Origin of the sequence: Mesorhizobium sp. M4B.F.Ca.ET.143.01.1.1, from assembly GCF_004792275.1 — a bacterium.
In the GTDB taxonomy this organism is placed as follows: domain Bacteria; phylum Pseudomonadota; class Alphaproteobacteria; order Rhizobiales; family Rhizobiaceae; genus Mesorhizobium; species Mesorhizobium abyssinicae.
On sequence record NZ_SRSR01000009.1, the window covers coordinates 62193 to 86325 of the forward strand.

Here is a 24133-nt window from a genome sequence, read left to right on the forward strand (position 1 = left end):
ATCGGCGCTACCCCTTCACATATCCCATCGCCTCGACGATGCGCCCGCCGGCAACGCGCATCAGGTTGACGCCGCGCAGCGAATTGCCGTCCGCCATCCAGTAGCGCCAGCGGATCGTCGCCCGCTCGCCGGCGACGAAGGTTTCTTCCAGGTCGAAGCGCGTGCCGGCCTCGGTTGCGATCGCCCTCCATAGCCCGACGCACGCCTCGCCACCTGTGTGGCGGGCACCCTCGGGCGCCGGCACGGTGTTTTCGATCACGCAGTCCTCGCCCACCAGTTCGGCCAGCGCCGACGGGTCGTGGCGCTGGAACACGTCGTTGAAGCGCCGCATGATCTCGGCCGTCTCTCGAGACTGGTCGTCTGGGTGGATGTCGATGATGCTATCGGGTTTCATTGCGTTTTCTCCTGAGGTCATTGTCCGGCACCGACGAGGATCGCCCTGAGGTTGATCTGAGGCACGCCGGCCAGCGCGCGCGAGACGAGGCAGCCGGCCTTGGCGGATTGGGCAAGGCGCTCGAATTCGTCTTGCGCGAGGTCCGCGACCTCCGCCTCCGTTTCGAGGTCGATGCGCGTGATCGTCGGCCCCGCCGCAGTCGCACCGAGATGCACCCTGGCAATGGTGCGGATGTTCCGCGCGACGGGACCCGCCTGGCCGAGAGCAAAGGTCAGAGCCATCGAGAAGCAGCCGGCATGCGCCGCGGCGATCAGCTCTTCCGGGTTGGTGCCGGGGCCATTCTCGAAACGCGACGGAAAGGAATAGGCGCCTTCGAAGACGCCGCTGCCAAGCCGCAGGCGGCCCGAACCTTCCTTCAGCGCGCCTTGCCATTCGGCCGAAGCCTCGCGAATTGTCATCGTGTCCTCCTGGGTCGACGAGTGAATATATAGACCGATCTGCATATTATGTAGACCGATTGTCATATTCTGCGCAAGGCCTATAATGGTTGCTCCTGACAGAGGTTGACATGGCGAACGACACCCGGGCCCGCATACTCGAGACGACCGGCCTGCTGCTGAGGCAGCGCGGCTATCACGGCACCTCGCTGAACGACATTTTGAGCGCCAGCGCGGCCCCCCGCGGCTCGCTCTACTTCCATTTTCCGGGCGGCAAGGACCAACTGGTCATCGAGGTGACGCGCGCTAGCGTCGCCGAGGTGACGGAGCGGCTGGGTGCTGCGCTGGCGGCGGAAGACAACCCGGCCGTATCGGTCCGCCACATCTATCAGTCGGTGGCTACCATGCTGGAGGAGAACCAGTTCTCGCTCGGCTGTCCGATCGCGCCTGTGGTGCTGGACTCGCCAACACCGGAGCTGGCGGAATTGTGCCGCTCGGCCTTCGAGCAGTGGATTGGCCTGCTGCGCCAGGCATTCGTCAGGGCAGGGGTGCCCGAGCGGCGCGCGCAGGCGCTTGCGCTGCTCGTCGAATCCTCGCTCGAGGGCCTGATGGTGATCGCCCGAGCCACCCGCGACCACGGGCCGCTCACGGCCGTGGCCGATGAAGTGACGGCGCTGGTGGAGGCGGCGGTGTGTGCCGGCAAGGCGGCGGAGCGCGAGGAAGCTACCGTTTAGAGCAGTTCATGCGCCTCCGGAATTGTGTCAAAGCAGAGAGATAGGGCGTTCGCCGTCTCCGTGAAATGGAGAAACGCTCTAGGCGCCCTGGTTGGGGAAGCAGGCCGTTGCGCTGAGCAGCGGCCCATTGGCCAGCGCGGTCAGGAAGGTCGGCAGCACGGTCGAGAATGTGTAGGATATCCGCACCGTCGAAAACCCGCTGAGGCCCGAGCAGGTCGTGTTGTTGTTGACGGTGATGTTGCTGCCGCTCAGCGCGATGCCGTCGGTCGCGGCCATGGTGCTGATGTAGCTGACGGTGCTGGCCGAGTTGTAGACGCCGCTTTTCGTGCACCCGCTCTGCAGCACGCCAACGCAGCGCGCCGCCGAGGTCGCGGTTTCCTGCAGCGCGTGCTGCACCCAGTACATGCGGCCGAACTCCACCGTGCCGAACAGCACCATCAGCAGCGGCACCGAAAGCAGCGCGAACTCGACCGCATTGGCGCCGGACCTGTCGCGGAGAAATGACGACAGGCCCTTCATTGCGGCTGCACCATGGCCTCGACGCCGATGTTGCCGCTCTTGACGATGCCGAGGCCGCCGAACAGCGGCGCGAACGGCCTGCTTGCGGTGATGGCCACGAACTTTCCGGAAATGCCGCCCTTGGGGCAAGCGGCGCTGCAGGTCACCGAGGTGCCCCAGGTCACGGTGGTCCCCGAAACGGTCGGGCAATAGCAGAGGTCGGCGTTGGATGCCGTCCCGCTCTGGCTCGCGGTGGCCGTGCTGGCGTTGTAGGTGATCGACGCGCCATTGTTGACCACCACCTTGATGGTGCCGCCGGTGCCGCTGAGGCCGCTGGTCACCACCGCCATGATGTTGGCGGCGAGCGTGGCGCCGCCGGTCGAGGTCACCTTGTCGGCGCCGAGCAGGGCATAATTGGAGCCGGCCGAGATCGCCGAGGTCAGATCGAATTTTGCCTTGAGCGAAGCGCCGATATCGACGGTCCCGGCTAGGATGGTGATCAGCACCGGGCTGACCAGCGCGAACTCGACCGCCGAGACGCCGGATCGATCGCGGCAGAGGGAGCGGGCGAGGGCCGAGCCGCGCAACAAGCGCGGCAGGCGGCGAAGGATGTTTGAAATCATTACTGGACCAAGCTCACTTTGCTCGCGGTGGAGGCGCTCGTGGCGGCGATGCATTCGCTCGCAGCGGCCGTGCCGCCCGACAGCGTGATGCGCGAGCCGATCATCTGCAGGCATTTGGTGGCGTCGGTGGCCGAGCCGAGCACGCTGGAGCCGCCGTTCATGATGATCGGGCCATAGGGGAAATAGAAGGCGCCGGAGATCTGCGCATTGGAGCCGCCTTCGGCGAAGGTGGCGCCGGCGGTGACCGAGGTCGAGGTCGGCCCGATCACGGCGAGCTTGGCCGTGGCGCCGGTCTGCGGCGCGGTGAGCACGATGTTGCTGTAGCCGGCCGCCACGCAGAAGACATAGCCGTTGCAGCTTCCCGAGCTCGATTTGGCCTTGCCCGACAGCACCAGCGTCACATCGGTGCCGCTGATGCTGATCGTCGAGCCGCCGCAGCTGGCGCTGCCGCCTCCGCTGCCGCCGAGCGCGAAATAGCCGTCCACCGTGTAGATGCCGGCGCCGAGCAGGATGGCGCCCGAGCCGATGAAGTTGCCTTCGATGTCGTGCTGCGCCGTGGCCGGCACGACAAAGCAGCTGCCGCCACCGCCGCCGTTCACATTGCCGACCACCTGGAACACGCCCGAACTGGTGGCGTCGGCCAGGATAGTCTTGGAACCGCCGCCGAGCGTGATGGCATCGCCATTGCTGCCGGGGCCGATCTTGTAGCTGTTGGCGGTGCCGGAGCCGAAGGTCAGCGTCGCGCCGCCGGTGTTGTTGAAGCCACCGGGCAGCTCGAACGTGCTCGGCCCGCCAAAGGTGAGCGTGCTGGTGTTGCAGAGGCTGACACGCGCGGTGCCGCCGCAGGTGTTGTCGCTGATGCCGATCTTGAAGGTGCCGGCGCCGAAGGTCGTGGTGGCGCCGCCGCCGGTCGTCAGGCCCTTGGTGAAGTTGAAGGTTCCGGCGCCGAACGTCGTTATCCCGGCGGTCGTCACCTGCTTGCCGAAATTGTAGGTGCCGGCGCCGAAGGTCGTGGTTCCGGCCGTGGTCAGCGTCTTGGCGAAATTGTAGGTGCCGGGGCCGAATTTGGTCGTGGCGCTGGTCGTGAGGTCGCCGGCGATGTTGTAGACGGTGCTCGCAGCACCACTGGTGGCGAAATTGAGGTTGATGCCACCGCCAATGGTGATGGTGCCCAGGTTGACCGTGGTCTTGCTGCCGCAATTCAGCGTCCAGGTCGAGGTCGCCGATGCCCAGCTGGCCGTGCAGCCGAGCGTGGTTGCCTGGCTCTGCGTCGAGCTCTGGTTCCACGCGAAGGCGATATCGCTGCCGGTGGGGGTGGTCGGCGCCGTCGGCGCGCTCGTCGTCGAAAGCGCCGCCACGGTGGTGATACGGGCGACGGCGGCGGCGACGGCCGTGTTGCCGGCCAGCGGATCGGCCGTGTACTTCTTGGAGATCGTGCCGGTGATGCCGCTGCAGGGCTGGCTTGGTGCTGTCGTCGAATTGTAGTTGACGCCGATCGCCGAGATGGTCGTTCCGCAAGGCACCGTCACCGTGTTGTTCGACGAGACCGTGCATTTCGGCGCGCTGATCTTGGTGCCGCCGGAAAGCGTGATGCCGGTCTGGGTGCCGTCGAGCGCCAGCATGCAGCCGGGTGTCGACGCCGCCGCACCGACTTCTGCGATCGAGTTGGCGTGGATGTTCAACTGCTGGCGGTCCTGCAGCACCCGGGCCAGGATCAGCGATTTCGGTGTGTTGATCGTCACCGAAACAGCTTTCATGCCGCTGGTCTTCGGCGACGTCACCAGCGAGGCCTGCACGTCGGCCGCGGGCACCCCGTTGAGGACGGCGACATTGACCGCCGTCGCCTTCATCTGATCGGTGGACTTCGTCGCGTTGTAGGCAAGCGCGCCGGCAAACGCCGAGAGGTCGGCGATGCGCTGGTTGTCGGAGCGCTCGACCAGGGCTCCGCCATATTCGGTGACCAGCGCCGCCATGCCGATGAGCAGCGGCAGCACCAGGGCCGAGATGATGAGGACGTTGCCGTCGCGGCTACGCGAAAACCGCCGGAAAATCTGCATGAGGCTGACCTGAAGAACGCTGCAATCTCGAGCAACCTTGCGGTGCTCCGTTCTTTAGTAACCGTGAATGTGTTAAAATTTATTGTCCTACAATTTCTGGCTCGCGTCACAAGCGCTTGATCGAAATAGCTGATTTGGTTGCCAATTTGCTCAGGAAAGAGTCAGCATGCAGGACTTAGAGCAGCAAGGGCCTTCGCCGAGGCAGCGTTAGCGACAACGAAAAAGGGCGCCTTTCGGCGCCCTTTCCGTATGCTTCGCGAGAGAGGCTGGATTAGAAATCCATGCCGCCACTCAAGCCCGCTTGCGGGCTTGAGCATTGTTAGTTGATGGGCGTGCTTTATGGACTTCTTAGAAGTCCATGCCGCCCATGCCGCCCATGCCGCCGCCGGGCATGCCGCCGGGCATGCCGCCAGCCGACTCCTTCTTCGGAGCCTCGGCGATCATGGCTTCGGTGGTGACCAAGAGGCCGGCGACCGAGGCCGCGTCCTGCAGGGCGGTGCGAACGACCTTGACCGGGTCGACGATGCCCATGGCGATCATGTCGCCATATTCGCCGGTCTGGGCGTTGTAGCCGAAGGTGGCGCCCTTGTTGTCCAGGATCTTGCCGGCAACGATCGAGGCTTCAGCACCGGCGTTGGCCGCGATCTGGCGGGCCGGAGCCTGCAGCGCGCGACGCACGATGTTGATGCCGGCGGCCTGGTCGGAGTTGGCGCCGGTGGCCTTCAGGTTGCCCGAAGCGCGCAGCAGGGCCACGCCACCGCCGGCGACGATGCCTTCTTCCACGGCCGCGCGGGTCGCGTTGAGGGCGTCATCGACGCGGTCCTTCTTTTCCTTGACCTCGACTTCCGTCGCGCCGCCGACGCGGATCACCGCGACGCCCCCCGCCAGCTTGGCGAGACGCTCCTGCAGCTTCTCCTTGTCGTAGTCCGAGGTGGTCTCCTCGATCTGCTGCTTGATCTGGGCGACGCGGCCCTGGATCTCGGCCTTCTTGCCGGCGCCGTCGACGATGGTGGTGTTCTCCTTGGAGATCGACACCTTCTTGGCGCGGCCGAGCATGTTGAGGCCCACGTTCTCGAGCTTGATGCCGAGGTCTTCCGAGATGACCTGGCCACCGGTGAGGATGGCGATGTCTTCCAGCATGGCCTTGCGGCGGTCACCGAAGCCCGGCGCCTTGACGGCGGCGATCTTCAGGCCACCGCGCAGCTTGTTGACGACCAGCGTGGCCAGGGCCTCGCCTTCGACGTCTTCCGAGATGATGAGCAGCGGCTTCGAAGTCTGCACGACAGCCTCGAGCACCGGCAGCATGGCCTGCAGGTTGGAGAGCTTCTTCTCGTGGAGGAGGATGTAGACGTCCTCGAGATCGGCAACCATCTTGTCGGCATTGGTGACGAAGTAGGGCGAGAGATAGCCGCGGTCGAACTGCATGCCTTCGACGACTTCGAGCTCGGTCTCGGCGGTCTTGGCTTCTTCAACCGTGATGACGCCTTCGTTGCCGACCTTCTGCATCGCTTCCGCAATCATGGCGCCGACCGACTCGTCGCCATTGGCCGAGATCGTGCCGACCTGGGCGACTTCCTCGGAGGTCTTGATCTTCTTGGCGGCCTTGCCGAGCGCCGCGACGACTTCGGTCACGGCGAGGTCGATGCCGCGCTTCAGGTCCATCGGGTTCATGCCGGCGGCAACCGCCTTGTGGCCTTCCTGGACGATCGACTGCGCCAGAACGGTCGCCGTCGTGGTGCCGTCACCGGCGATGTCGTTGGTCTTCGAAGCGACTTCGCGGACCATCTGCGCGCCCATGTTCTCGAACTTGTCCTCAAGCTCGATTTCCTTGGCGACGGTGACGCCGTCCTTGGTGATGCGCGGGGCGCCGAACGACTTGTCGATGACGACGTTGCGGCCCTTGGGGCCGAGGGTCACCTTCACCGCGTCGGCGAGGATGTTGACGCCGCGCAGCATGCGCTCGCGGGCATCACGGGAAAACTTTACGTCTTTTGCAGCCATTGTAAGCTCCTGTCAGGGGTTCGGGTCGAACCCGCAGATTCAAGATTCAGTTGACGGTGAGGCCGATGTTCAGCCGATGATGCCCATGATGTCGGATTCCTTCATGATCAGAAGGTCTTCGCCATTGAGCTTGACTTCGGTGCCGGACCACTTGCCGAACAGGATGCGGTCGCCGGCCTTGACGTCCAGCGGCACGAGCTTGCCGGCCTCGTCGCGGGCGCCGGAGCCGACGGCGATGATCTCGCCTTCCTGCGGCTTTTCCTTCGCCGTATCCGGGATGATGATCCCGCCGGCGGTCTTGGATTCGGATTCGACCCGGCGAACGACCACGCGGTCATGAAGCGGGCGGAACTTGGACTTTGCCATTAGTGTCTTCCTCGATGAGAACGGTGAGAACTGTTCCTCCATCCGGCGAAGCCGGATATGAGTTAGCACTCACGCAAGGCGAGTGCTAACGTGGCGCTGAGATAGGCCGGAGGGTTTCGAGAGTCAAGGCGCGCGCAAGGAGCGAACCGCGCGAAATTTTTCCCGACCCGCATTCGCACGAGGAACGCGGTCTTTCGCCGACGGGATCGCGGAGGAATATATCGGTGCCCCTTAACGCCTCGGCGCGCGCAGCACCAGCAGCGGGCATCGCTCTCCGCAAAGTCTCGTGAACGGCGACGATACGATCCGCCGCGAACCTGTTCCGGTTCCCGACGAGCTTCGCGCTATAAGGCGTGAACTTGGTTTCGATTATGGCAAGTTCGATTTCGTCATGCATGAAGGCAGGGCGGTGCTGCTCGATGCCAACAAGACTCCTGGGCGAGCCAGGCGCCTTTCGAGCTTCGTCGCCGCCGGCAATTCAAATCTCGCCGACGGCTTCGAAGGGCTGATCCGCCAGGTTACCTAGATATTCATGCCGCCCGAGACTTCGATGCGCTGGGCGTTGACCCAGCGATTGTCCTGCGACAGCAGGGAGGCGATCATCGGCCCGATGTCGTCGGCGACGCCGGTCCGGCCGAGCGCGGTGACGCCGGCCACCATGCGGTTGATCTCGGCATTGTCGCGCACATGACCGCCGTTGAAGTCGGTGGCGATTGCGCCCGGCGCCACGGTGTTGGCGGTGATGCCGCGCTGGCCGAGTTCCTTGGCGAGATAGCGGGTGAACACTTCGATCCCGCCCTTCATCATCGCATAGGCCGACGAGCCGGGTGCGGCGAAGCGGGCGAGACCGCTGGAGATGTTGATGATGCGGCCGCCGTCATTGATCAGCGGCAGCAGCGCCTGGGTGAGGAAGAACACGCCCTTCAGGTGGGTGTTCATCAGCGTGTCGAACTCCTCCTCGGTCGTCTCGGCGATCATCTTGCGCAGGCCGGTGCCGGCATTGTTGACGAGATAGTCGAAGCGGTCGCGCTGCCAGGTCTCCTCCAGCGTCTTCTTCAACGCCTCGGCGAAGGCGGGGAAGGTGGCGATGCCGCCGGTGTCGAGTTGGAGTGCTGCGGAGCGGCCGCCGGCAGCCTCGATTTCGGCGACAGCCGCCTCAGCTTCGTCGGCGCGCGAGTGATAGGTAACGATGACGTCGACGCCCTTGCGGGCGAGGCTGAGCGCAGTGTTGCGGCCGAGGCCGCGGCTGCCGCCGGTGATGAGAGCGATGGGCCGAGTGGTCATGGCGAGAACTCCTTCTGTTTTGGATGGAGATGCATATACTCGCCTTGCTGGACGATATAATCGGGCACGGATTGCCAACACTATTCAGCTTGTGCGAACAATCGCTGATGGACAGGTTCGACAGCATGCGGCTCTTCACCCGCGTCGTGGAAAGGCGCAGCTTCACCGCTGCCGCCGCCGATCTCGGTCTGCCGCGCTCCAGCGCCACCGCCGCGATCAAGCAGCTGGAGGAGCGCCTGGGTGTGCAGTTGCTTCGGCGCACCACCCGCCACGTCACCACCACGCTCGACGGCGACGCCTATTACCAGCGCTGTATCGGCATCCTCGCCGACATCGAGGATGCCGAGGGCGGCTTCGGCGCGCATGAGGTGCGTGGGCGGCTCAGCATCGACATCAACGGCAACCTGGCTCGCACCGTCGTCATCCCGGAACTGCCGGCGCTGCTCGCCCGCTATCCTGGGCTCAGCTTGCATATCGGCGAGGGCGACCGCCTCGTCGACCTCGTGCGCGAGGGCGTCGACTGCGTGGTGCGCGCCGGCACGCTGCCGGACAGCGACATGATCGCGCGCCGCATCGGCATCGCGCGCGAGGCGACGCTCGCCAGCGCCGACTATGTCGAGCGCCAGGGCCTGCCGCGTGACCTGGACGAGCTGGCTGGCCATGTGATGATCGGCTTCGTCTCGTCACGCACCGGGCAGGTGATGCCGCTGGAATTCACCGTCGACGGCAAGGTGCGCGAGATCGTGCTGCCGTCGCGGGTCACGGTTTCCAACTCCGACACGGCCGCCACGCTGGTGCTCCAGGGTTTCGGCCTCTACCAGGCACCGCGTCGCCGTTTTACCGATGACATCGAGGCCGGTCGTCTGGTCGAGGTGCTTCCAGACAATCCGCCGACGCCGACGCCGATCTCGGTCCTTTATCCGCGCAGCCGCCAGCTTTCGCCAAGGGTGCGGGTGTTCGTCGACTGGCTGGTGGAGATTCTTGGGCCAAAGCTGGATCGTTGACGCCGATCAGAGGAACAGCCGCAACTGCGTGTGGATGATCGACCGGTAGTCATCGATCGTGCGCCGGCTCTCCGCTTCATCCTGCGTCAGCGCCAGCCGCACCACGCCGCCGGCAAGCTGGAAGACCAGGAAAACCACGCGTCCGAACGCCTCGCGCCGCTCCGGCTCAAGCATCGGGCCGACATGGTCGCAGAACATTTTCGCCTGCTGCCTGGTCTCGGCGATGTCGAGGTTCTGCAGCGCCTTGTCGGCCTGGATCGCGTTCTGCAGGTCCTGGATGGCCGGATCCGCCGCCACGCGGCTGTAGTAGTCGTCGAGCAGCCGATCCGCGGCCGACGTCACATCGTCCACCCCGCGGATCCCGGCGATGATGGCGCCGAAGCGCGCGCGGCTCTCCTCCGCGAAGCGCTCGTAGAGCATCGCCAGGATTGCCGATTTGTTGGGGAAATAGTGATAGACGGTGGCGATCGGTCCGCCGGCCAGCGCACCCACTTCCTTCATCGTGACGGCGTCGATGCCTTTCTCGCCGATCAGCCGCATGGTCGTCGAAAGGATCGCGTCGATGCGTTCGCGGCTGCGCTCCTGCTTCGGCCTGCGCCTGGGCGCCGTCGCCAATCGCCTTGCTTCGCTCATTGCGCCCGATCCTCTCGCGAGAGGTCCAAAATTCCGGTTGACAAGAAACATGATTAACTATCAGTTTCCAGAAATGCTGACAGATTGTCAGTTTTTTGGCGATGCGGCAAGGACGTTGAGGAGGCGCCTTTGGTTACACAAGCCGGCGAGACGGACGGCGGCGACTGGCTGGTCGGCAATCCAAGCGGCCTGCAGCTCGCTTCGGCGCTGTGGATCGGCTCGGTCGGCCTGCTGATCCTCGGGCTTCAGCCGGTGCTGCTCGGCGCGCTCTACACCGAAGGCCATGTCACCGGCGACGAGCTGGCGCTGGTCGCCACCGCCGAGATGATCGCCATCGCCGTCGGCTCGGGCGTCGTGGCCATGGCCCTGTCGGCCCGCAACATGCGCTGGAAGAGCGCCATCCTCCTGCTCCTGCTGGCGGCGGCCAACTGGTGGACGGCCTATGCCGCCGGCGCCAACGCGCTGATCGGCGCACGCAGCCTGGCCGGGCTTGCCGAGGGCGGGCTGGTCGCCGTCGCCACCGAGCTGATCGCCCGGTCGCGCCGGGCCGAGCGCATCGGCGGCTATTTCGTCACCGTGCAGACCTTGGCGCAATGCGCGCTGGCGCTGACCCTGGCGCTCTATGTCGTCCCGGTCGCCGGCGCGTCCGGCGGCTTCCTCGCCCTCGGCGTGGTCTGCCTCGCCTCGCTGGCGGTCGCCTGGATCGTGCCGGACGACTATGCCGACCTGCCGAAGGAAGAGCATTTCGCCAATGTGCTGACGCCCGGATCGATCGCCGCGCTGCTCTCGATCTTCTGCTACTTCATGTTCTTCGGCGCGATCTGGGCCTTCCTCGAGCCGCTCGGGGCGCAGTTCGGCATCGACGGCCGCACGGTCGGCCTGATGGTGTCGGCAAGCCTCGCCGCTCAGGTGGTAGGCGCCCTGACCGCGACGGTCTTCGAGGCGCGCCTCGACTATCGCCTGGCGATCACCGCCATCGGCGCCGTCGCTCTTGTCTGCTCCCTGATTTTCGCCAGCGGACCTGGCCTGACGATATTCTGGGTCGCCGCTTTGGCGATGGGCTTCATCCTGCTGTTCATCGTTCCCTACCAGATCCGCCTGGCGATCACCGCCGACGAGACCCGCACCGCGGTGCTTCTGGTGCCGGCGGCCCAGCTCTTCGGCCTGGCGATTGGGCCGATTGCCGCCTCGCTGCTGATCGACAAGGATTTCCGGCCGGTGCCGGAATTCGCCGCCGCCAGCGCCGCCGCCAGCGTCGCGCTGCTCGGCCTGTTCATCCTCGTGACGCGGCGCCGCCGCGCCGTCGCCTGAGCGGAGAAGCGCTATGCCGAACGCCTGGAGCAACTGGTCGGGCCTGGTGCAGGCCGCGCCCAAGCTGATCGCCACTCCCGCCGATGCCGGTGAGCTTGCCGATCTGGTGCGCATCGCGCCCGGTCCGCTGCGCGTCGCCGGCGCCGGCCACTCCTTCACGCCGCTGGTCAAGTCCGACGGCACCATCGTCTCGATGGAGAAGATCGAGGGGCTGGTCTCGCATGATGCCGCGACCAGCAGGGCGCGGCTGCGAGCCGGCACGAGGCTCGGCCCGCTGATGCATTTGCTGCAAGGCATCGGCCAGGGCCTGCCCAACATGGGCGACATCGACAAGCAGGCGATCGGCGGCGCGCTGGGCACCGCCACGCATGGCTCCGGCCCGAAGCTCGGCGCCTACCATACGCAGTTGGAGACGCTGCAGTTCGTCGACGGGACAGGGAAACTGCGCGAATACAGCCGGGCAGGGGACCAGGACATGATCCACGCCACCGGCGTCGCGCTCGGCGCCTTCGGCATCCTCACCGAAGTGACGATGAACAACATGCCGACCTACCGCCTGCGCCGCCGCAAATGGGTGCTGCCGATCGCCGAGATGCTGAAAGACTTCGAGACGATGATGGCTGCGCATCGTTCGGCCGAGTTCTACTACATACCGTTCTCCGGCTACGCGCAGTTCATCGCCAGCGATCTCTCCGACGCCGCGACCACCGCGCGACCGACCGAGGAGGACGAGGCGGGGCTGGCGACGCTGCGCAAGCTGCGCATCGCGCTCGCCTGGCTGCCGTCGCTGCGCCGCCGGCTGATCCTGGGCGCGATCGCCAAGCTGCCGGCCGAGGACTATGTGCAGGACTGGCTCAACGTCTATGCCAGCGATCGGCAGACCAAGTTCAACGAGATGGAATATCACCTGCCGTTCGAGGAGGGGCCGAAGGCGCTGGCCGAGATCATCGAGCTCACCGAGAAGCGCTTCCCGGAAGTCTACTTCCCGATGGAGGTGCGTTCGGTTGCGCCGGACGAATTCTGGCTTTCGCCCTTCCACAAAAGGCTCACCTGCTCGATCGCCATCCACCACGATGCGGCCAACGATCCCGAGCCCTTCATGCGGGCGGCCGAGCCGATCTTCCGCAAGTATGGCGGCAGGCCGCATTGGGGCAAGATGCACAGCCTGAAGGCCGCGGATTTCAAGAAACTCTATCCGCGCTGGGATGACGCCATGGCGGTGCGGCGCGATATCGATCCCGAAAACCGCTTCGTGTCGCCCTACATGGCCAGCCTGTTCGGCATCGACACATGAGCGCCTATTTCGCCGATCTCTCCGAGGCGCTGAGGCAAGCCGGCATCTTCCAGCCCGCGCTCGTGCTCGACCGCGACCGGCTCGACCGCAACATCGCGCTGGTGAAGGAAAGACTGGCGCCGGGCCTCGCCGTGCGGCTGGTCGACAAGTCACTCGCCTGCATGCCGCTGCTTCAGCATATTGCCGGCGGGCTCGGCTCCAGCCGTTTCATGACCTTCCATCCGCCGATTACGCAGGCCGTGCTCGACGCCTTTCCCGAGGCGGATCTGCTCTACGGCAAGCCGATGCCGGTCGGCGCGGCGAGTGGCGCGCTCACCAAGGGAGGCGCCGGCTGGTCGCGCGTCTGCTGGCTGATCGACACCGAACAGCGGCTGGCCGAGTATGGCGGGCTGGCGGCCGAACTTGGCACCGACCTGCGCTTTGCCTTCGAGGTCGATGTCGGGCTGCATCGCGGCGGCTTCGCCAGCCCCGAAGACATAAAGGCGCTGACCATCCCGAACGGCCTGCGCTGCGAAGGCATCATGGCCTACGAGGCGCACGCGCCGGAAATCCCCGGCCTGTTCGGCGGCCAGGGCGGCGCGCTGAGGAAAGCCCAGGCGCTGGCCGAGGAATTCGCCGACAGCCTCGGCGAGGATCAGCGGCGCATCCTGAACATAGGCGGCTCGAAGACGGCGTTGCTGCACCATGGCGGGGTCGCCAACGAAGTCTCGATCGGCTCCGCTTTCGTGCTGCCCAGCGATTTCGACGTGCCCGGCCTGGATGGCCTCCAGCCTGCTGCCTTCATCGCGACGCCGATCCTGAAGGTGGTGGAGCCGGTGCTGCCGGGGCCGGCCTCGGTGTCGCGGATGCTCACGGCGCTTGGCCTGTTCCCGCGCAAGGGCTGCTATCTCTACGGCGGCAAGTGGATGGCCGGGCCGGTATTTCCGCAGGGCATGAAGGTGAACGGCCTGATGGGCCTGTCCTCCAACCAGCAGTTCATGGCCCTGCCGACCGGAGCCGACGTAAAGCCCGGCGACTATGCCTTCCTCCGGCCGACGCAGAGCGAGGCCGTGCTGCAGCATTTCGGCTCGATCGCGGTGTTTTCGGGCGGGCGCATTGTCGAGCGTTGGCCGGCCTTGCCGATGGGGTGAGGTGGCCAACGGCCGTTGCCGTGATCCTTCGCGCCCCCCTCTGTCCTGCCAGCCTCAGGCGTTCTGTCTGGTGCTTCGAGCAAGCATTTACTTGACTCCGTCAACTAAATACCCGATCTTCTCCCTGACAGGAGAAGCGCCATGACCATCCATCATCCACCCGGCAAGGAGCGCATCGACGCCGTGCGCGCCTTCAACCGCTTCTACACACGCCAGATCGGCCTGCTCGACGAAGGCCTGCTGAAGAGCCCGTTCTCGCTGACCGAGGCGCGGGTGCTTTATGAGCTCGCCCATCACGATGGCCTCGTCGCCAGCGACCTTGTTCGCGACCTCGGCCTCGACGCCGGCTACGTCAGCCGTCTCTTGAAGAAATTCGAGGAACGCGGTCTCGTCGAGCGCGCCGCTACCGAAGCCGACGCCCGGCGCTCCTCGATCGCGCTGACCCAGGCGGGCAGGGATGCTTTCGCGCCGCTCAACAAGGACTCGCATGCGCAGGTCCAGGCCTTGCTCGACAAGCTGCCGCCGGCCGAGCAGGACAGGCTGGTCAAGGCGATGGGCACCGTGCAGCGCCTGCTCGGCGATCAGCCGGAACCCAGGGTGCCGTATGTATTGCGGCCCTTGCAGGTCGGCGACATCGGCTGGGTCACGCGGCGCCAGGGCCTCATCTATGCGCAGGACTATGGCTGGGACGAAACCTATGAGGCGCTGGTCGCCGAGATCCTGGCCGAGTTCGTCAGGAAGTTCGATCCGAAATGGGAGCGTGCCTGGATCGCCGAGCGGGAAGGAGAGGTCGTCGGCTCGGTCTTCCTCGTGCGCAAGTCGGACCAGGTGGCGAAGCTTCGCCTGCTCTATGTCGAGCCGTCCGCGCGCGGCCTTGGTATCGGCAGGCGGCTGGTGGATGAATGCATCGGCTTTGCCCGCGTCAAAGGCTACAGGACGCTGACGCTGTGGACCAACGACATCCTCGGCTCGGCCCGCCGCATCTATCAGGCGGCGGGCTTCGAACTGACGGAAGAAGAACGCCACCATTCCTTCGGCAAGGATCTGGTCGGCCAGACCTGGAATTTGTCGCTCTAACCCTTCACCGGTATCCAGATCTCCAGGCCGCCATTGCCGCTGCGCGGATCGAATTCGGGGCCGTAGCGCTCGAACTCCGGCGCGTCGGCGACCTCGTGGCCGGAGGCCGGTAGCCATTTGTTCCAGATCGTGTTGACCGTGCGGCGGATGGTCGAGATGTGCTCGCGATGCGAGAACACCGCATATTTCTGCGCCGGCACGCGCACGCGGAAGAACTCTTTCGGCACTTCCGAGAAATCGCTGACCTCGACGCCGGCGACATAATCGAAATTGCCGGCGTCGTCGCCGTTGACGCAGACGCCGTAGGCGACGTCGCCGGTCTCGCCGGGGATGTTGCCGATATAGGGTCCAAAACGCTGCCACAGCATCGGAATGCCGGCGCTGGTCTCGCAGCTGTAGCGTTCGCCGAGCCCGGCGATGAGGAAGGGGCGGCTGGTCTCGAAGCGCGGCGGTTCGAGATTGCTGAGAAACGACTGGTCCATCAGGATCGGTTCCACGAGGTCTAGGGTGTCGGTCGAGCCTTGCGCGCGAACCAGTTCCGGCGTGGTGCCGAACAGGTCGCGGAAGGCGCGGGTGAAAGCCTCATGCGAGCCGTAGCCGGCATCGAGCGCGACCGAGAGGATGTCGGGCGCGCCGCCGGCAAGCTTGCGCGCCGCCTCGCTCAGCCGGCGCGCGCGCATGTAGCCCATCACCGAGCGCCCCGTGGCGGCGCCGAAGGCGCGCGTCACGTGGAAGCGCGACACGCCGCTGCTTTGCGCGACATCGTCGAGCGAAATCGCGTCCGGCAGGTGGCTTTCGACAAACCACAGCGCTTTCTCGGTCGGATTCATGGTTCCTCGCATTTGGCCGGCCGACGATAATGCCCGCGCGGACTGCCAGTTTGATCCAAATTGCGCAGTGGGCAATAATGCGTCGGTCATGCCTCGTCGATGTGGGAATCGAAGCGGCATGATCCTTGTCCGGGGAAGGGGTGTCCCGATGACCACGGCGGCTGCCGATCAGGTATACCGGTTTGGCGGATTCACGCTCGACCTCGCCATGGGCACGTTGCGCGGCGTCAACGAGCCGCTGTTCCTGCGTCCCAAGGCCTACGCCCTGCTTTCGCATCTTGCCCGCAACATGGGCCGTGTCGTGCCGAAAGCGGAGCTGATGGACGTTGTCTGGCCGGGCGTCTACGTCACCGAGGATTCGCTCACCCAGTCGGTGCGCGAAATCCGCAAGGTGCTTGGCGAGGATATGGTGCGCACCGTCTCCAAGCGCGGCTACATGCTTGCCGCAGAGGCGGAACCCGCGCCAGAGATGAGTTCCCAGCCGATCGTGGCGGTCGTTCGCTTTCGCAACGAGAGCGGCGATCCGGCCGACGAAGCGATGGTCGACGGCTTTGCCGAGGATCTGATCAACGGCGTGGCCCGCTTCGGCACAGTCACCGTGCTGGCGCGCAATTCGAGCTTTTCCTTCTCCTCGTTCGGCCGTGGCGAGTGGCCGCAGATCCGTGCCCGCATCGGCGCCGACTACCTGGTCGAAGGGTCGCTGCGCCGGCAGGGCGAGCATGTCGTGGTGGCCGTCAGCCTGGTCGACATCGCGACCGCCAGCCAGCTCTGGGGCGACCGCTACCAGTCGCAGGGCGCTGGCCTGTTCGCGACCGGAGGCGAGATCGTCGAGCAGATCGTCAGCCGGCTGGTCACGCGGGTCACCAATGCCGGGCTGGAGCAGGCCTCACGCAAGCCGGTGACCAGCCTCGCCGCCTATGAGCTTCTGCTGCGCGGTTTTGCGCTGCTGCGCGATCCGGCCCAGACCGACCAGCGCGGCGCGGAGGCATTGTTCGAGGCGGCCATCGCCAAGGATCCGAATTATGGGCTGGCCTACACCTATCTCGCCCTGGCGCGCTCGCTGGACGGAGAGTTCGGCCGCGCCAGCGACGCGGTGCTGCAGAACGCGCGTGACCTTGCCGACAAGGGCCTGGCCTTGTCGCCGGACCAGCCGACCGGCCATCGCGTGCAATCGCTGATCCGCCTCTACATGCGCGACCACGAGGCGGCCGAGCACCACATGCGCATCGCGCTGCAGCTCAATCCCTGCGATGCCGACAGCATCGAGCAGATGGGCATGCTGCTGACCATGCGCGGCCGGCCGCTGGAGGCGCTGACCTGGTTGGCGCGCGGCATCCGCATCGATCCCTTGCACCCGCACTGGTACCAGTTCGACCGTGCGCTGGCGCTCTATATGATGGGGGAATACCGGCAGGCGGCGGAAGCGCTGGAACTGGCCACGCGTCCGGCACCCTGGATCCGGACGCGACTGGCGGCCTGCTATGCCCAGATGGGCGACATGGAGAAGGCGCGGCGGCAGATCGCCCTCATCGAGGAGGGCGATGCTTTTGCGCCGCTCGACTACGCGCTGCGCGGCGTGCCCTTCGAGAACCGGGCCGATGCCGAGCATCTCGCCGAAGGCGTGCGAATTGCCCTCGGCGAGGTTTAGCCCGAGGCCGATCGTCAATCGACGACGACCACGATGTAGCGGCCCTGATAGGCCCGGTAGTAGGTGCCGCCGCAACGCCAGACGTCGAAGCCGTTGACCTTGGTGCGGACGCAGCCGGCCGGCAAGGTCGCGACCCAGGCGGTGGTGTGCCTCAGCACCCGCCATGTCGTGTTGCGGCGGGCGACACCAGCGGCGCTGCGCGGCGTCCAGGGATGGCCGACGCGGGCCTCGGCCGCGCCGACCAGCGACAGCGCCGGCACCGTGCCGCCGATGATCTCGACGGCGGCCATGCCGATGGCGAGCAGGGCAGCGGCCGAACGCATTTTCGTTATTGATTTCATACGCATGTTCTCTCTCCTTAAGGCTCGATCGAAGTTCAACGGGGGGACGCGGCAAGGCGGGCGGTGCCCGCCAGAGCCGCGAGGTGAGCAACCACGAACAGAAAGTGCGCCGCGGTTGTGACGTAGCCGACGACGAGCACGTCGGCGGCGATGAAGAACTGCCAGAACAACAGGTTTGCCGTTCCGAGCAGCATGTGGACGGCAGCCAGGAAGGCATGCCAGGTCCGCGAATAGGCGATGCGCGAGAGCGTGACCCCGATGATCAGGGCCAGTCCGTGCGCCTCGATGAAGCCGATGCCGGTGCCGGGCGCGTCGGCGAGCAGTATGGCTTCGGCGCCGCGCCCGAAGAACGAGCCGGCAATGTCGGTGGCGAGCCCGCCGGCCGATGCCAGGATCAGGAAGCCGGCGTTGACGCGGACGAGCAGGTTTCCAAAGAACGGTGTCATGGTCGTTTCCTTCGGTTTCGTGTTTGGCTGCCACGGCGGCATTCCGCCGTGGCTTGGCCGGGATGCGTCGCCGCCTCAGGCGGCGATGGCTTGCGGCTCGGCGATCGCCACGGCGGCCGCCGCTGCTGTCGTTTCGGCCGGCGCCTTGATGCCGAACCAGGTGACGTAAAGCGTCGGCAGGAACACCAGCGTCAGCACCGTCGCCACCATCAGGCCGCCCATCACCGCGTAGGCCATCGGCCCCCAGAACACGGTCGGCGCGATCGGGATCATGCCGAGGATGGCGGCCGCCGCCGTGAGCAGGATCGGCCGCAGCCGGTGCGTGGTGGCGCTGATCACCGCCGCCCATGGCTCCTCGCCGTCGGCGATGTGCTGGTCGATCTGCGTGATCAGGATCACCGAGTTGCGGATCACCATGCCGATCAGCGACATCACGCCGAGTATGGCGACGAAGCCCATCGGCGCGCCGGAGATGAGCAGCGCGCCGGAGACGCCGATCAGCGCCAGCGGAGCGGTGAGCAGCACCAGCACCAGGCGCTGGAAGCTCATCAGCTGGATCATCAGCACCGTGGCCATGATGAACAGCATCAGCGGGAAGACCACGAAGATGCTGGCCTGCGCCTTGGCGCTGTCCTCGATCACGCCGCCCTGTTCGACGCTGTAGCGGGCCGGCAGCTCCGCTTTGAAGGCGGTGATCGCCTTCTCCAGCTTGCGCGTCACCGCGGTGGCATCGCTGCCCGGCGCGACGTCGGCCTGGACGGTCACCGTCGGCAGGCGACCACGGCGCCAGATCAGCGGCGGCTCGGTCTGGTAGGAGAGCTTGGCAACCTGTTCGAGCGGCACGCGGCGTCCGCCCGAGGCGCTGATCGTCAGGCCGCGCAGCGTGTCGATGCTGGCGCGTTCGGACTCCACGGCGCGGGCGACGATGTCGACGAGGTAGGTGTCGTCGCGCATCTGCGTGATCTTCGAGCCGGACAGCACCGCGTTGATCGTCTCGGAGAGCTGCTGCGAGGAGATGCCGAGTGCACGCGCCCGGTCCTGGTCCACTTCGACCTTGATGACCTTGGCCGGCTCGTTCCAGTCGTAGTTGATGTTGCGCACCGCGGTATCGCTGCCCAGCACCTGCGCGAACTGCTGCGCCAGGCTGCGAGTCCTGTCCGGGTCCGGACCGCTGACGCGGAACTTCAGCGGCCAGCCGACCGGCGGTCCGAGCTCCAGCGGCGTGACGCGGGCCATGACATCGTCGAAGCCGGTCGACAGCTTCTTCTCCAGCCGGTCGATGACCGCCTGGCGCACGGCGTGGCCCTTGGTCACCACCACCGCCTGGGCGAAGAAGTCGTTGGCGAGCTGCGCGTCGAGCGGCAGGTAGAAGCGCACCGCGCCCTGACCGACGTAGAAGCTCCAGTGGTCGATGTCCGGGTCGGCCGCGAGCAGCTTTTCGACGCGCTCCACCACCGCGTCGGCCGCCTTGATCGAGGCGGTACGCGGCAGGGTGAGATCGACCATGACCTCGGGCCGGTCGGACTTCGGGAAGAACTCCTGGCCGACGAAGCCCATGGCCACGACCGACAGCGCGAACAGCCCGGCGGTCGCCGACAACACCAGCCACTTCGCCCGCATCGCCATTTCGAGCAGCGCCTGGAAGCCGCGGGCTATGCGCGACGGCTGATGGCTGTCATGGCCCTTGATGCGCTCCGGCAGCAGGAAGACGCCGGTGAGCGGCGTGAACAGCACCGCCACGATCCAGGAGACGACCAGCGCGATGCCGACGACCGCGAACAGCGAGAAGCAGTATTCGCCGGCGCCGCTCTTGGCGAAGCCGACCGGCACGAAGCCGGCGATCGTCACCACCGTGCCGGTGAGCATCGGGAAGGCGGTCGAGGTATAGGCATAGGTGGCGGCCGAGATCTTGTCGTGGCCTTCCTCCATGCGCGAGATCATCATCTCGACCGCGATCATGGCGTCGTCGACCAGAAGGCCGAGCGCGATGATCAACGCGCCGAGCGAGATACGCTGCAGCGAGATGCCGAAATACTCCATGGTGACGAAGGTGATCGCCAGCACCAGCGGGATGGCGACCGCCACCACGATGCCGGGGCGCCAGCCGAGCGCCAGCAGCGAGACGGCAAGCACGATGGCGATCGCTTCGCCGAGGCTCTTGGTGAACTCGCCGACGGACTCTTCCACCACATGCGACTGGTCGGCGACCAGGCCGAGCTCGGCGCCGAGCGGCAGTTCGGCCTCCATCTCGTGCATCTTCTCCTTGACGTTCTCGCCCAGCGCCAGCGCGTCGCCGCTAGCGGTCATCGAGACCGCGATGCCGACGGCCGGCTTGCCGTTGAAGCGGAACATCGGCTGCGGCGGATCGGAATAGGCGCGCTTGACCTCGGCGACGTCGCCCAGGCGGAAATAATGGCCGTTGGCGTAGAAGTTGATCGCCTTCAGGCTCTCCTCGGAGGTGAAGGAACCGGAAACGCGGATGGCGATGCGCTCCGGGCCGGCATCGACCGTGCCGCTCGGCGTCAGCGCGTTCTGCGCCTGCAGCGCCTGCGACAGCGTGCCGACGTCGAGGCCGAGCGCCGCCACCTTCTGCGTCGAGAATTCGAGGTAGATCTTCTCGTCCTGCTGGCCGACCAGATCGACCTTGGCGACATCCTTCACGGTGAGCAGCCCGGCGCGCAGGCTGCTGGCCAGGTCCTTCAGCTCGCGATGGCTTGGACTGTCGGAGGTCAGCGCGTAGATCAGCGAATAGGTGTCGCCGAACTCGTCATTGTAGAACGGGCCCTGGACGCCGGAAGGGAGCGTCGGCTTGATGTCGTCGAGCTTCTTGCGCACCTGGTACCAGAGCGGCTGCACCTGGTCGCCGGCGACCGTGTCCTTGAGGTTGACGAAGACCACGGATTCGCCGGGCTTGGTGTAGCTCTTGACGTAGTCGAGGTCGGGAAGCTCCTCGAGCTTCTTCTCGATACGGTCGGTGATCTGCTCCACCGTGTCGCTGGTCGTGGCGCCCGGCCACATCGTCTTCACCACCATGGTTTTGATGGTGAAGGGCGGATCCTCCTCGCGGCCGAGGCCTTGATAGGCGTAGAGGCCGGCAAGCGCCGCCGCGATCATCAGGTAGATGACGAAGCTCCGGTGGCGCAGCGCCCATTCGGAAAGGTTGAAGCTGGTCATGATGCAATCCCTCTCAGCGCGCGTGAAGGCGCGTTCCGCCGGCGTTTGCCGGCCAGCGAAAAATGATGGTTGGGTTCGGACAGCGCCCGCCGCGTGGCGGGCGCCGTCGCAAGTCAGGCCAGGCTGTGCATGGTGCCCGGCACACGGTAGGGCGCGCGCTCGGCGGTCCTCGGCCTGATGGCGAGGCCGGCGAGGTAGCGCTGGAAAGTCGCCGCCTCCTGGACCGGCGAGGCGAGCGCGACATGGCCGTCCGGTCTCACCAGATAGGCGCCGTCACGCTGCAGGCCGGCTTTGCCGGCCGCTTCCGACCAGGCGAAGGCATGGACCGGGATGCCGGCCGGCGCGAGCATCGCCCGGAATTCGGCGTTGACCTCGCCATAGACATGGATCTGCCAGTCGAGCGAGCGCAGCGGCTCGAAATTGTCGCCCCTCGCGCCGACCACATAGGGCAGGCGGTCGCCGCCGCTGACCTTGCCGGCCGTGCCCGCGCTGATCGGCGCGGCGCGGTACTCGATCGCCGCCTGCGAGATCACGCCGAAGAAGGCGCGCGAGCCGAACGACGTGTGCAGCGCGGCGTTCATGATCTTCGGCATCAGATAGCGCCGGAACAGGCCGACCAGCCGCGAGCGGCTGGTGACGAAGCGGAACACCTTGTCGGTGCTTTCGATCAGCTTGTGGGCGAAGGCGATGCGCTCCGGCTCGTAGCTGTCGAGCAGGCGCGCATCGGCACGGCCCTGGACCACGGCGGCGAGCTTCCATGCAAGGTTTACCGCATCGCCCATGCCGGTGTTCATGCCCTGGCCGCCGGCCGGGCTGTGGATGTGGCCGGCATCGCCGCACAGGAATACGCGGCCGGCGCGGAAGCGCTCGGCGACGCGGTGATGGACGCGGTAGGTCGAGAACCAGTTGACCTCATGGACCTTGACGCCGGTGTCGCGTTCGACATCGGCGCGGATCGCCTCGAAGGTGATCGTCTCGTCCGCCTCGTGCGCCTTCGGCACGATGCCGATCAGCCTGACCGAACCCGACTGCCGGACCGGCATGACGATGGCGAAGCCATAACTGCTGATCGTCGTGTCCATGCCGTTGGGCGTGATTTCGCCGCTGCCTTTCACGTCGGCGACGTAGAAGGACTGCTCGTAAGTGCCGCCGGGGAAGCCGATGTTCAGCCCATGGCGAACGGCGCTGCGGGCGCCGTCGCAGCCGGCGAGATAGGCCGCGCTGACAGTCTCGGTGCGGCCGTTCCTGCTCAGCGTCGCAATGACCGCTTCGCCCTTGTCCTGGAAGGCGACCAGCTCGGTGTCGCGCTCGACCTCGACGCCGGCGCGCTCGAGATGCGTGATCAGCAAGCGTTCGTGGATGTCCTGCGGCAGCGCGAAGGCGAAGGAGTACGGGCTGATGCCGCGGCCGAAATCCGACAGCGGCAGCCGTGCCGCGACGCCGGCCGGTGTGTGCAGGGTCAGCCGCTCCAGCCGCACGCCCGCGGCGAGCACGTCGTCGACGATGCCGATCTGGCGGTGGAACTCCAGCGTGCGGGCCTGGACGGCAAGCGCCCGCGAGGTCTCGCCGGGAGCGGCGGCCTTGTCGAAGATGCGCACCGGCACGCCGAGCCTGGTCAGCCACAGCGCCAGCGTCAGGCCGGTCGGACCGGCGCCGGCAATCAGGACCTTGGTCTTTGACATGTTCATTTCTCTTCCCCTTCAGCGGTGCGGACTTTTTCATGTTCGCGCAGCCGGTTGACGCCGGCGGTGACGACGAGGTCGCCCTTGGCGAGCCCGTCGCTGACGACGACGCGGTCGGTCTCGTAGCGGGCGACGGCGACAGGCCTGAGCTCGACGGCGGATGTCGCGGTGACGACCCAGACCGCCGGCTTGCCGTCCTTGTCGAACAGCGCGCTGCCGGGCAGCACCACAACCGGCGCGCTGGCGATTTCGGCGCGGCCGCCGACGCTGGCGCCGAAGCGCATTTCGGCGGGCGCATTCTCGAGCGAGACCTTGACCTGGAAGGTGCGGGTCGCGGCATCGGCATCCGGCGCGATCTCGCGCACGGTACCGGTTGCCGTGATCGCCGGATTGCTGAGCAGCGAAACCGTGACCTTCGGCGGCCGCCTGGTGTCGGGCGTGTTGGCGAAGGCGGCTTCGGCGATCGAGAACACCGCGTCGCGGCTGCTCGGATCGGCGACGCGCGCCACCATCTGCCCGACATTGACGGACTGGCCGGCTTCGGCGCCGGTGGCGGTGACGATGCCGTCGAAATCGGCATGCAGCTCGGTATAGCCGAGCTGGTCTTTCGCCATCTGGAAGGCGATATTCGCCGACTTCAGCTTGGCCCCGGCTGAACGCAAGTTCTTCAGCGTCGCATCGTAGCTGGCGCGCGTCGTGAAGCCCTTGGCGAGCAGCGCGCCGATGCGGGCCTCGGCTGCGCTCGCCTCGACCAGCACGGCTTGCGCCGCCGCGACATCCGCCTCGGCGCTGAGCAGCCGGTTGCGGTAATCCTGGTCGTCGATGCGGGCAAGCACCTCGCCCTTCTTCACCGTCGAGCCGATCTCGGCCATGCGTTCGATGAGCTTTCCGGAAACGCGAAAACCGAGGTCGCTCTCGAGCCTTGGGCGGATCTCGCCAATGGCGGTGCGGACATCGGCATTGGCAACCGGCGTCACCTCGACGGCCTTGACCAGCTTCGTCTCCGGCGCGTCAGGCTTTGCGTTCGAGGCTTCGCTTCTGGCACCATGCCAGACCATCGCGGCGCCGCAGGCAAGGACGGCGATCGATCCGGCGACAAGGCGGCGTCTCAGCGGCCTGTTGTGAAGAAGTTCGGCAATCATGTTGTCTCCATGACCAAGGTTGCGGCC

Annotated in this window: 23 protein-coding genes; 8 read left to right on the plus strand and 15 right to left on the minus strand. The window is 66.2% G+C overall.

What is annotated here, in order from left to right:
- Positions 1-7: 7 nt before the first annotated feature.
- Positions 8-394 carry a nuclear transport factor 2 family protein gene (locus tag EN786_RS22125; protein ID WP_127284170.1) on the minus strand — a complete coding sequence of 129 codons (387 nt, stop codon included), beginning with the start codon at positions 392-394 and terminating at the stop codon, positions 8-10.
- Positions 395-411: 17 nt separating this feature from the next.
- Positions 412-852, minus strand: a complete 441-nt coding sequence (locus EN786_RS22130) for an OsmC family protein (protein WP_127309759.1) — start codon at positions 850-852, stop codon at positions 412-414.
- Positions 853-962: 110 nt separating this feature from the next.
- Between EN786_RS22130 and EN786_RS22135 the strand changes: the two genes are divergently transcribed.
- Entirely contained in the window at positions 963-1565 is a 603-nt protein-coding gene (locus EN786_RS22135; RefSeq protein WP_127284169.1) for a TetR/AcrR family transcriptional regulator, read from the plus strand.
- A gap of 78 nt (positions 1566-1643) precedes the next feature.
- Here the strand turns inward: EN786_RS22135 and EN786_RS22140 are convergent, their stop codons facing one another.
- The 5 genes from EN786_RS22140 to groES all read right to left on the minus strand — a co-directional run bounded on the left by EN786_RS22140 (position 1644) and on the right by groES (position 7110).
- Positions 1644-2084 carry a TadE/TadG family type IV pilus assembly protein gene (locus EN786_RS22140; RefSeq protein ID WP_127309758.1) on the minus strand — a complete coding sequence of 147 codons (441 nt, stop codon included), beginning with the start codon at positions 2082-2084 and terminating at the stop codon, positions 1644-1646.
- A complete protein-coding gene (locus EN786_RS22145; protein ID WP_127284167.1) occupies positions 2081-2686 on the minus strand; it encodes a TadE/TadG family type IV pilus assembly protein in 606 nt (201 codons plus the stop codon). Before EN786_RS22145 ends, EN786_RS22140 begins: the two co-directional genes overlap by 4 nt.
- Positions 2686-4743 carry a pilus assembly protein TadG-related protein gene (locus EN786_RS22150; protein WP_127284166.1) on the minus strand — a complete coding sequence of 686 codons (2058 nt, stop codon included), beginning with the start codon at positions 4741-4743 and terminating at the stop codon, positions 2686-2688. Before EN786_RS22150 ends, EN786_RS22145 begins: the two co-directional genes overlap by 1 nt.
- A gap of 348 nt (positions 4744-5091) precedes the next feature.
- The gene (gene groL, locus EN786_RS22155) at positions 5092-6744 is read right to left on the minus strand and encodes a chaperonin GroEL (protein ID WP_135859304.1); all 1653 of its coding nucleotides are present in this window, start codon (positions 6742-6744) and stop codon (positions 5092-5094) included.
- A gap of 69 nt (positions 6745-6813) precedes the next feature.
- Positions 6814-7110 carry a co-chaperone GroES gene (gene groES / locus EN786_RS22160; protein WP_006203049.1) on the minus strand — a complete coding sequence of 99 codons (297 nt, stop codon included), beginning with the start codon at positions 7108-7110 and terminating at the stop codon, positions 6814-6816.
- A gap of 286 nt (positions 7111-7396) precedes the next feature.
- Here groES and EN786_RS22165 point away from each other — a divergent pair, with 286 nt between their 5' ends.
- Positions 7397-7636, plus strand: a complete 240-nt coding sequence (locus tag EN786_RS22165) for a hypothetical protein (protein ID WP_245478470.1) — start codon at positions 7397-7399, stop codon at positions 7634-7636.
- Here the strand turns inward: EN786_RS22165 and EN786_RS22170 are convergent.
- Positions 7633-8394, minus strand: coding sequence for an SDR family oxidoreductase (locus tag EN786_RS22170; RefSeq protein WP_127287064.1), 762 nt, complete (start codon positions 8392-8394; stop codon positions 7633-7635). The genes EN786_RS22165 and EN786_RS22170 overlap by 4 nt on opposite strands.
- A gap of 107 nt (positions 8395-8501) precedes the next feature.
- Between EN786_RS22170 and EN786_RS22175 the strand changes: the two genes are divergently transcribed.
- Complete coding sequence (locus EN786_RS22175) at positions 8502-9398, plus strand: LysR family transcriptional regulator (RefSeq protein WP_127287065.1); 897 nt, start codon at positions 8502-8504, stop codon at positions 9396-9398.
- 6 nt (positions 9399-9404) lie between these two features.
- Here the strand turns inward: EN786_RS22175 and EN786_RS22180 are convergent, their stop codons facing one another.
- Positions 9405-10031, minus strand: coding sequence for a TetR/AcrR family transcriptional regulator (locus tag EN786_RS22180; RefSeq protein ID WP_187331454.1), 627 nt, complete (start codon positions 10029-10031; stop codon positions 9405-9407).
- Positions 10032-10160: 129 nt separating this feature from the next.
- Between EN786_RS22180 and EN786_RS22185 the strand changes: the two genes are divergently transcribed.
- The 4 genes from EN786_RS22185 to EN786_RS22200 all read left to right on the plus strand — a co-directional run bounded on the left by EN786_RS22185 (position 10161) and on the right by EN786_RS22200 (position 14843).
- Positions 10161-11342 carry an MFS transporter gene (locus EN786_RS22185; RefSeq protein ID WP_135908861.1) on the plus strand — a complete coding sequence of 394 codons (1182 nt, stop codon included), beginning with the start codon at positions 10161-10163 and terminating at the stop codon, positions 11340-11342.
- A gap of 13 nt (positions 11343-11355) precedes the next feature.
- Positions 11356-12636 carry a D-arabinono-1,4-lactone oxidase gene (locus EN786_RS22190; RefSeq protein ID WP_127311370.1) on the plus strand — a complete coding sequence of 427 codons (1281 nt, stop codon included), beginning with the start codon at positions 11356-11358 and terminating at the stop codon, positions 12634-12636.
- Positions 12633-13766, plus strand: a complete 1134-nt coding sequence (locus EN786_RS22195; RefSeq protein WP_127285525.1) for an alanine racemase — start codon at positions 12633-12635, stop codon at positions 13764-13766. The genes EN786_RS22190 and EN786_RS22195 overlap by 4 nt, the downstream gene beginning before the upstream one ends.
- Before the next feature lie 141 nt (positions 13767-13907).
- Complete coding sequence (locus EN786_RS22200; RefSeq protein WP_127285526.1) at positions 13908-14843, plus strand: bifunctional helix-turn-helix transcriptional regulator/GNAT family N-acetyltransferase; 936 nt, start codon at positions 13908-13910, stop codon at positions 14841-14843.
- On the opposite strand, the gene EN786_RS22205 is transcribed toward EN786_RS22200, so the two are convergent.
- On the minus strand, positions 14840-15673 hold the full coding sequence (locus EN786_RS22205; protein WP_127285527.1) for an AraC family transcriptional regulator: 834 nt from the start codon (positions 15671-15673) through the stop codon (positions 14840-14842). The genes EN786_RS22200 and EN786_RS22205 overlap by 4 nt on opposite strands.
- 148 nt (positions 15674-15821) lie before the next feature.
- Here EN786_RS22205 and EN786_RS22210 point away from each other — a divergent pair, with 148 nt between their 5' ends.
- Positions 15822-17321 carry a winged helix-turn-helix domain-containing protein gene (locus tag EN786_RS22210; RefSeq protein WP_127285528.1) on the plus strand — a complete coding sequence of 500 codons (1500 nt, stop codon included), beginning with the start codon at positions 15822-15824 and terminating at the stop codon, positions 17319-17321.
- 14 nt (positions 17322-17335) lie between these two features.
- On the opposite strand, the gene EN786_RS22215 is transcribed toward EN786_RS22210, so the two are convergent.
- From EN786_RS22215 to EN786_RS22235, 5 genes are all read right to left on the minus strand, one after another.
- Positions 17336-17668, minus strand: coding sequence for a hypothetical protein (locus EN786_RS22215; RefSeq protein WP_135859303.1), 333 nt, complete (start codon positions 17666-17668; stop codon positions 17336-17338).
- A 29-nt stretch (positions 17669-17697) separates the two neighbouring features.
- Positions 17698-18108 carry a hypothetical protein gene (locus EN786_RS22220; protein WP_127312281.1) on the minus strand — a complete coding sequence of 137 codons (411 nt, stop codon included), beginning with the start codon at positions 18106-18108 and terminating at the stop codon, positions 17698-17700.
- Positions 18109-18183: 75 nt separating this feature from the next.
- A complete protein-coding gene (locus tag EN786_RS22225; protein WP_281405018.1) occupies positions 18184-21282 on the minus strand; it encodes an efflux RND transporter permease subunit in 3099 nt (1032 codons plus the stop codon).
- A gap of 113 nt (positions 21283-21395) precedes the next feature.
- On the minus strand, positions 21396-22970 hold the full coding sequence (locus tag EN786_RS22230) for an FAD-dependent monooxygenase (protein ID WP_210212325.1): 1575 nt from the start codon (positions 22968-22970) through the stop codon (positions 21396-21398).
- The gene (locus tag EN786_RS22235) at positions 22967-24106 is read right to left on the minus strand and encodes an efflux RND transporter periplasmic adaptor subunit (RefSeq protein WP_127311521.1); all 1140 of its coding nucleotides are present in this window, start codon (positions 24104-24106) and stop codon (positions 22967-22969) included. The genes EN786_RS22230 and EN786_RS22235 overlap by 4 nt, the downstream gene beginning before the upstream one ends.
- Positions 24107-24133: the final 27 nt, after the last annotated feature.

What these genes read in the sequence shown, in the direction of transcription:
- EN786_RS22125 (WP_127284170.1), bottom strand. Translation starts at nt 394, where the DNA reads ATGAAACCCGATAGCATCATCGACATCCACCCAGACGACCAGTCTCGA.
- EN786_RS22130 (WP_127309759.1), bottom strand. Translation starts at nt 852, where the DNA reads ATGACAATTCGCGAGGCTTCGGCCGAATGGCAAGGCGCGCTGAAGGAA.
- EN786_RS22135 (WP_127284169.1), top strand. Translation starts at nt 963, where the DNA reads ATGGCGAACGACACCCGGGCCCGCATACTCGAGACGACCGGCCTGCTG.
- EN786_RS22140 (WP_127309758.1), bottom strand. Translation starts at nt 2,084, where the DNA reads ATGAAGGGCCTGTCGTCATTTCTCCGCGACAGGTCCGGCGCCAATGCG.
- EN786_RS22145 (WP_127284167.1), bottom strand. Translation starts at nt 2,686, where the DNA reads ATGATTTCAAACATCCTTCGCCGCCTGCCGCGCTTGTTGCGCGGCTCG.
- EN786_RS22150 (WP_127284166.1), bottom strand. Translation starts at nt 4,743, where the DNA reads ATGCAGATTTTCCGGCGGTTTTCGCGTAGCCGCGACGGCAACGTCCTC.
- groL (WP_135859304.1), bottom strand. Translation starts at nt 6,744, where the DNA reads ATGGCTGCAAAAGACGTAAAGTTTTCCCGTGATGCCCGCGAGCGCATG.
- groES (WP_006203049.1), bottom strand. Translation starts at nt 7,110, where the DNA reads ATGGCAAAGTCCAAGTTCCGCCCGCTTCATGACCGCGTGGTCGTTCGC.
- EN786_RS22170 (WP_127287064.1), bottom strand. Translation starts at nt 8,394, where the DNA reads ATGACCACTCGGCCCATCGCTCTCATCACCGGCGGCAGCCGCGGCCTC.
- EN786_RS22175 (WP_127287065.1), top strand. Translation starts at nt 8,502, where the DNA reads ATGGACAGGTTCGACAGCATGCGGCTCTTCACCCGCGTCGTGGAAAGG.
- EN786_RS22180 (WP_187331454.1), bottom strand. Translation starts at nt 10,031, where the DNA reads ATGAGCGAAGCAAGGCGATTGGCGACGGCGCCCAGGCGCAGGCCGAAG.
- EN786_RS22190 (WP_127311370.1), top strand. Translation starts at nt 11,356, where the DNA reads ATGCCGAACGCCTGGAGCAACTGGTCGGGCCTGGTGCAGGCCGCGCCC.
- EN786_RS22195 (WP_127285525.1), top strand. Translation starts at nt 12,633, where the DNA reads ATGAGCGCCTATTTCGCCGATCTCTCCGAGGCGCTGAGGCAAGCCGGC.
- EN786_RS22200 (WP_127285526.1), top strand. Translation starts at nt 13,908, where the DNA reads ATGACCATCCATCATCCACCCGGCAAGGAGCGCATCGACGCCGTGCGC.
- EN786_RS22205 (WP_127285527.1), bottom strand. Translation starts at nt 15,673, where the DNA reads ATGAATCCGACCGAGAAAGCGCTGTGGTTTGTCGAAAGCCACCTGCCG.
- EN786_RS22210 (WP_127285528.1), top strand. Translation starts at nt 15,822, where the DNA reads ATGACCACGGCGGCTGCCGATCAGGTATACCGGTTTGGCGGATTCACG.
- EN786_RS22215 (WP_135859303.1), bottom strand. Translation starts at nt 17,668, where the DNA reads ATGCGTATGAAATCAATAACGAAAATGCGTTCGGCCGCTGCCCTGCTC.
- EN786_RS22220 (WP_127312281.1), bottom strand. Translation starts at nt 18,108, where the DNA reads ATGACACCGTTCTTTGGAAACCTGCTCGTCCGCGTCAACGCCGGCTTC.
- EN786_RS22225 (WP_281405018.1), bottom strand. Translation starts at nt 21,282, where the DNA reads ATGACCAGCTTCAACCTTTCCGAATGGGCGCTGCGCCACCGGAGCTTC.
- EN786_RS22230 (WP_210212325.1), bottom strand. Translation starts at nt 22,970, where the DNA reads ATGAACATGTCAAAGACCAAGGTCCTGATTGCCGGCGCCGGTCCGACC.
- EN786_RS22235 (WP_127311521.1), bottom strand. Translation starts at nt 24,106, where the DNA reads ATGATTGCCGAACTTCTTCACAACAGGCCGCTGAGACGCCGCCTTGTC.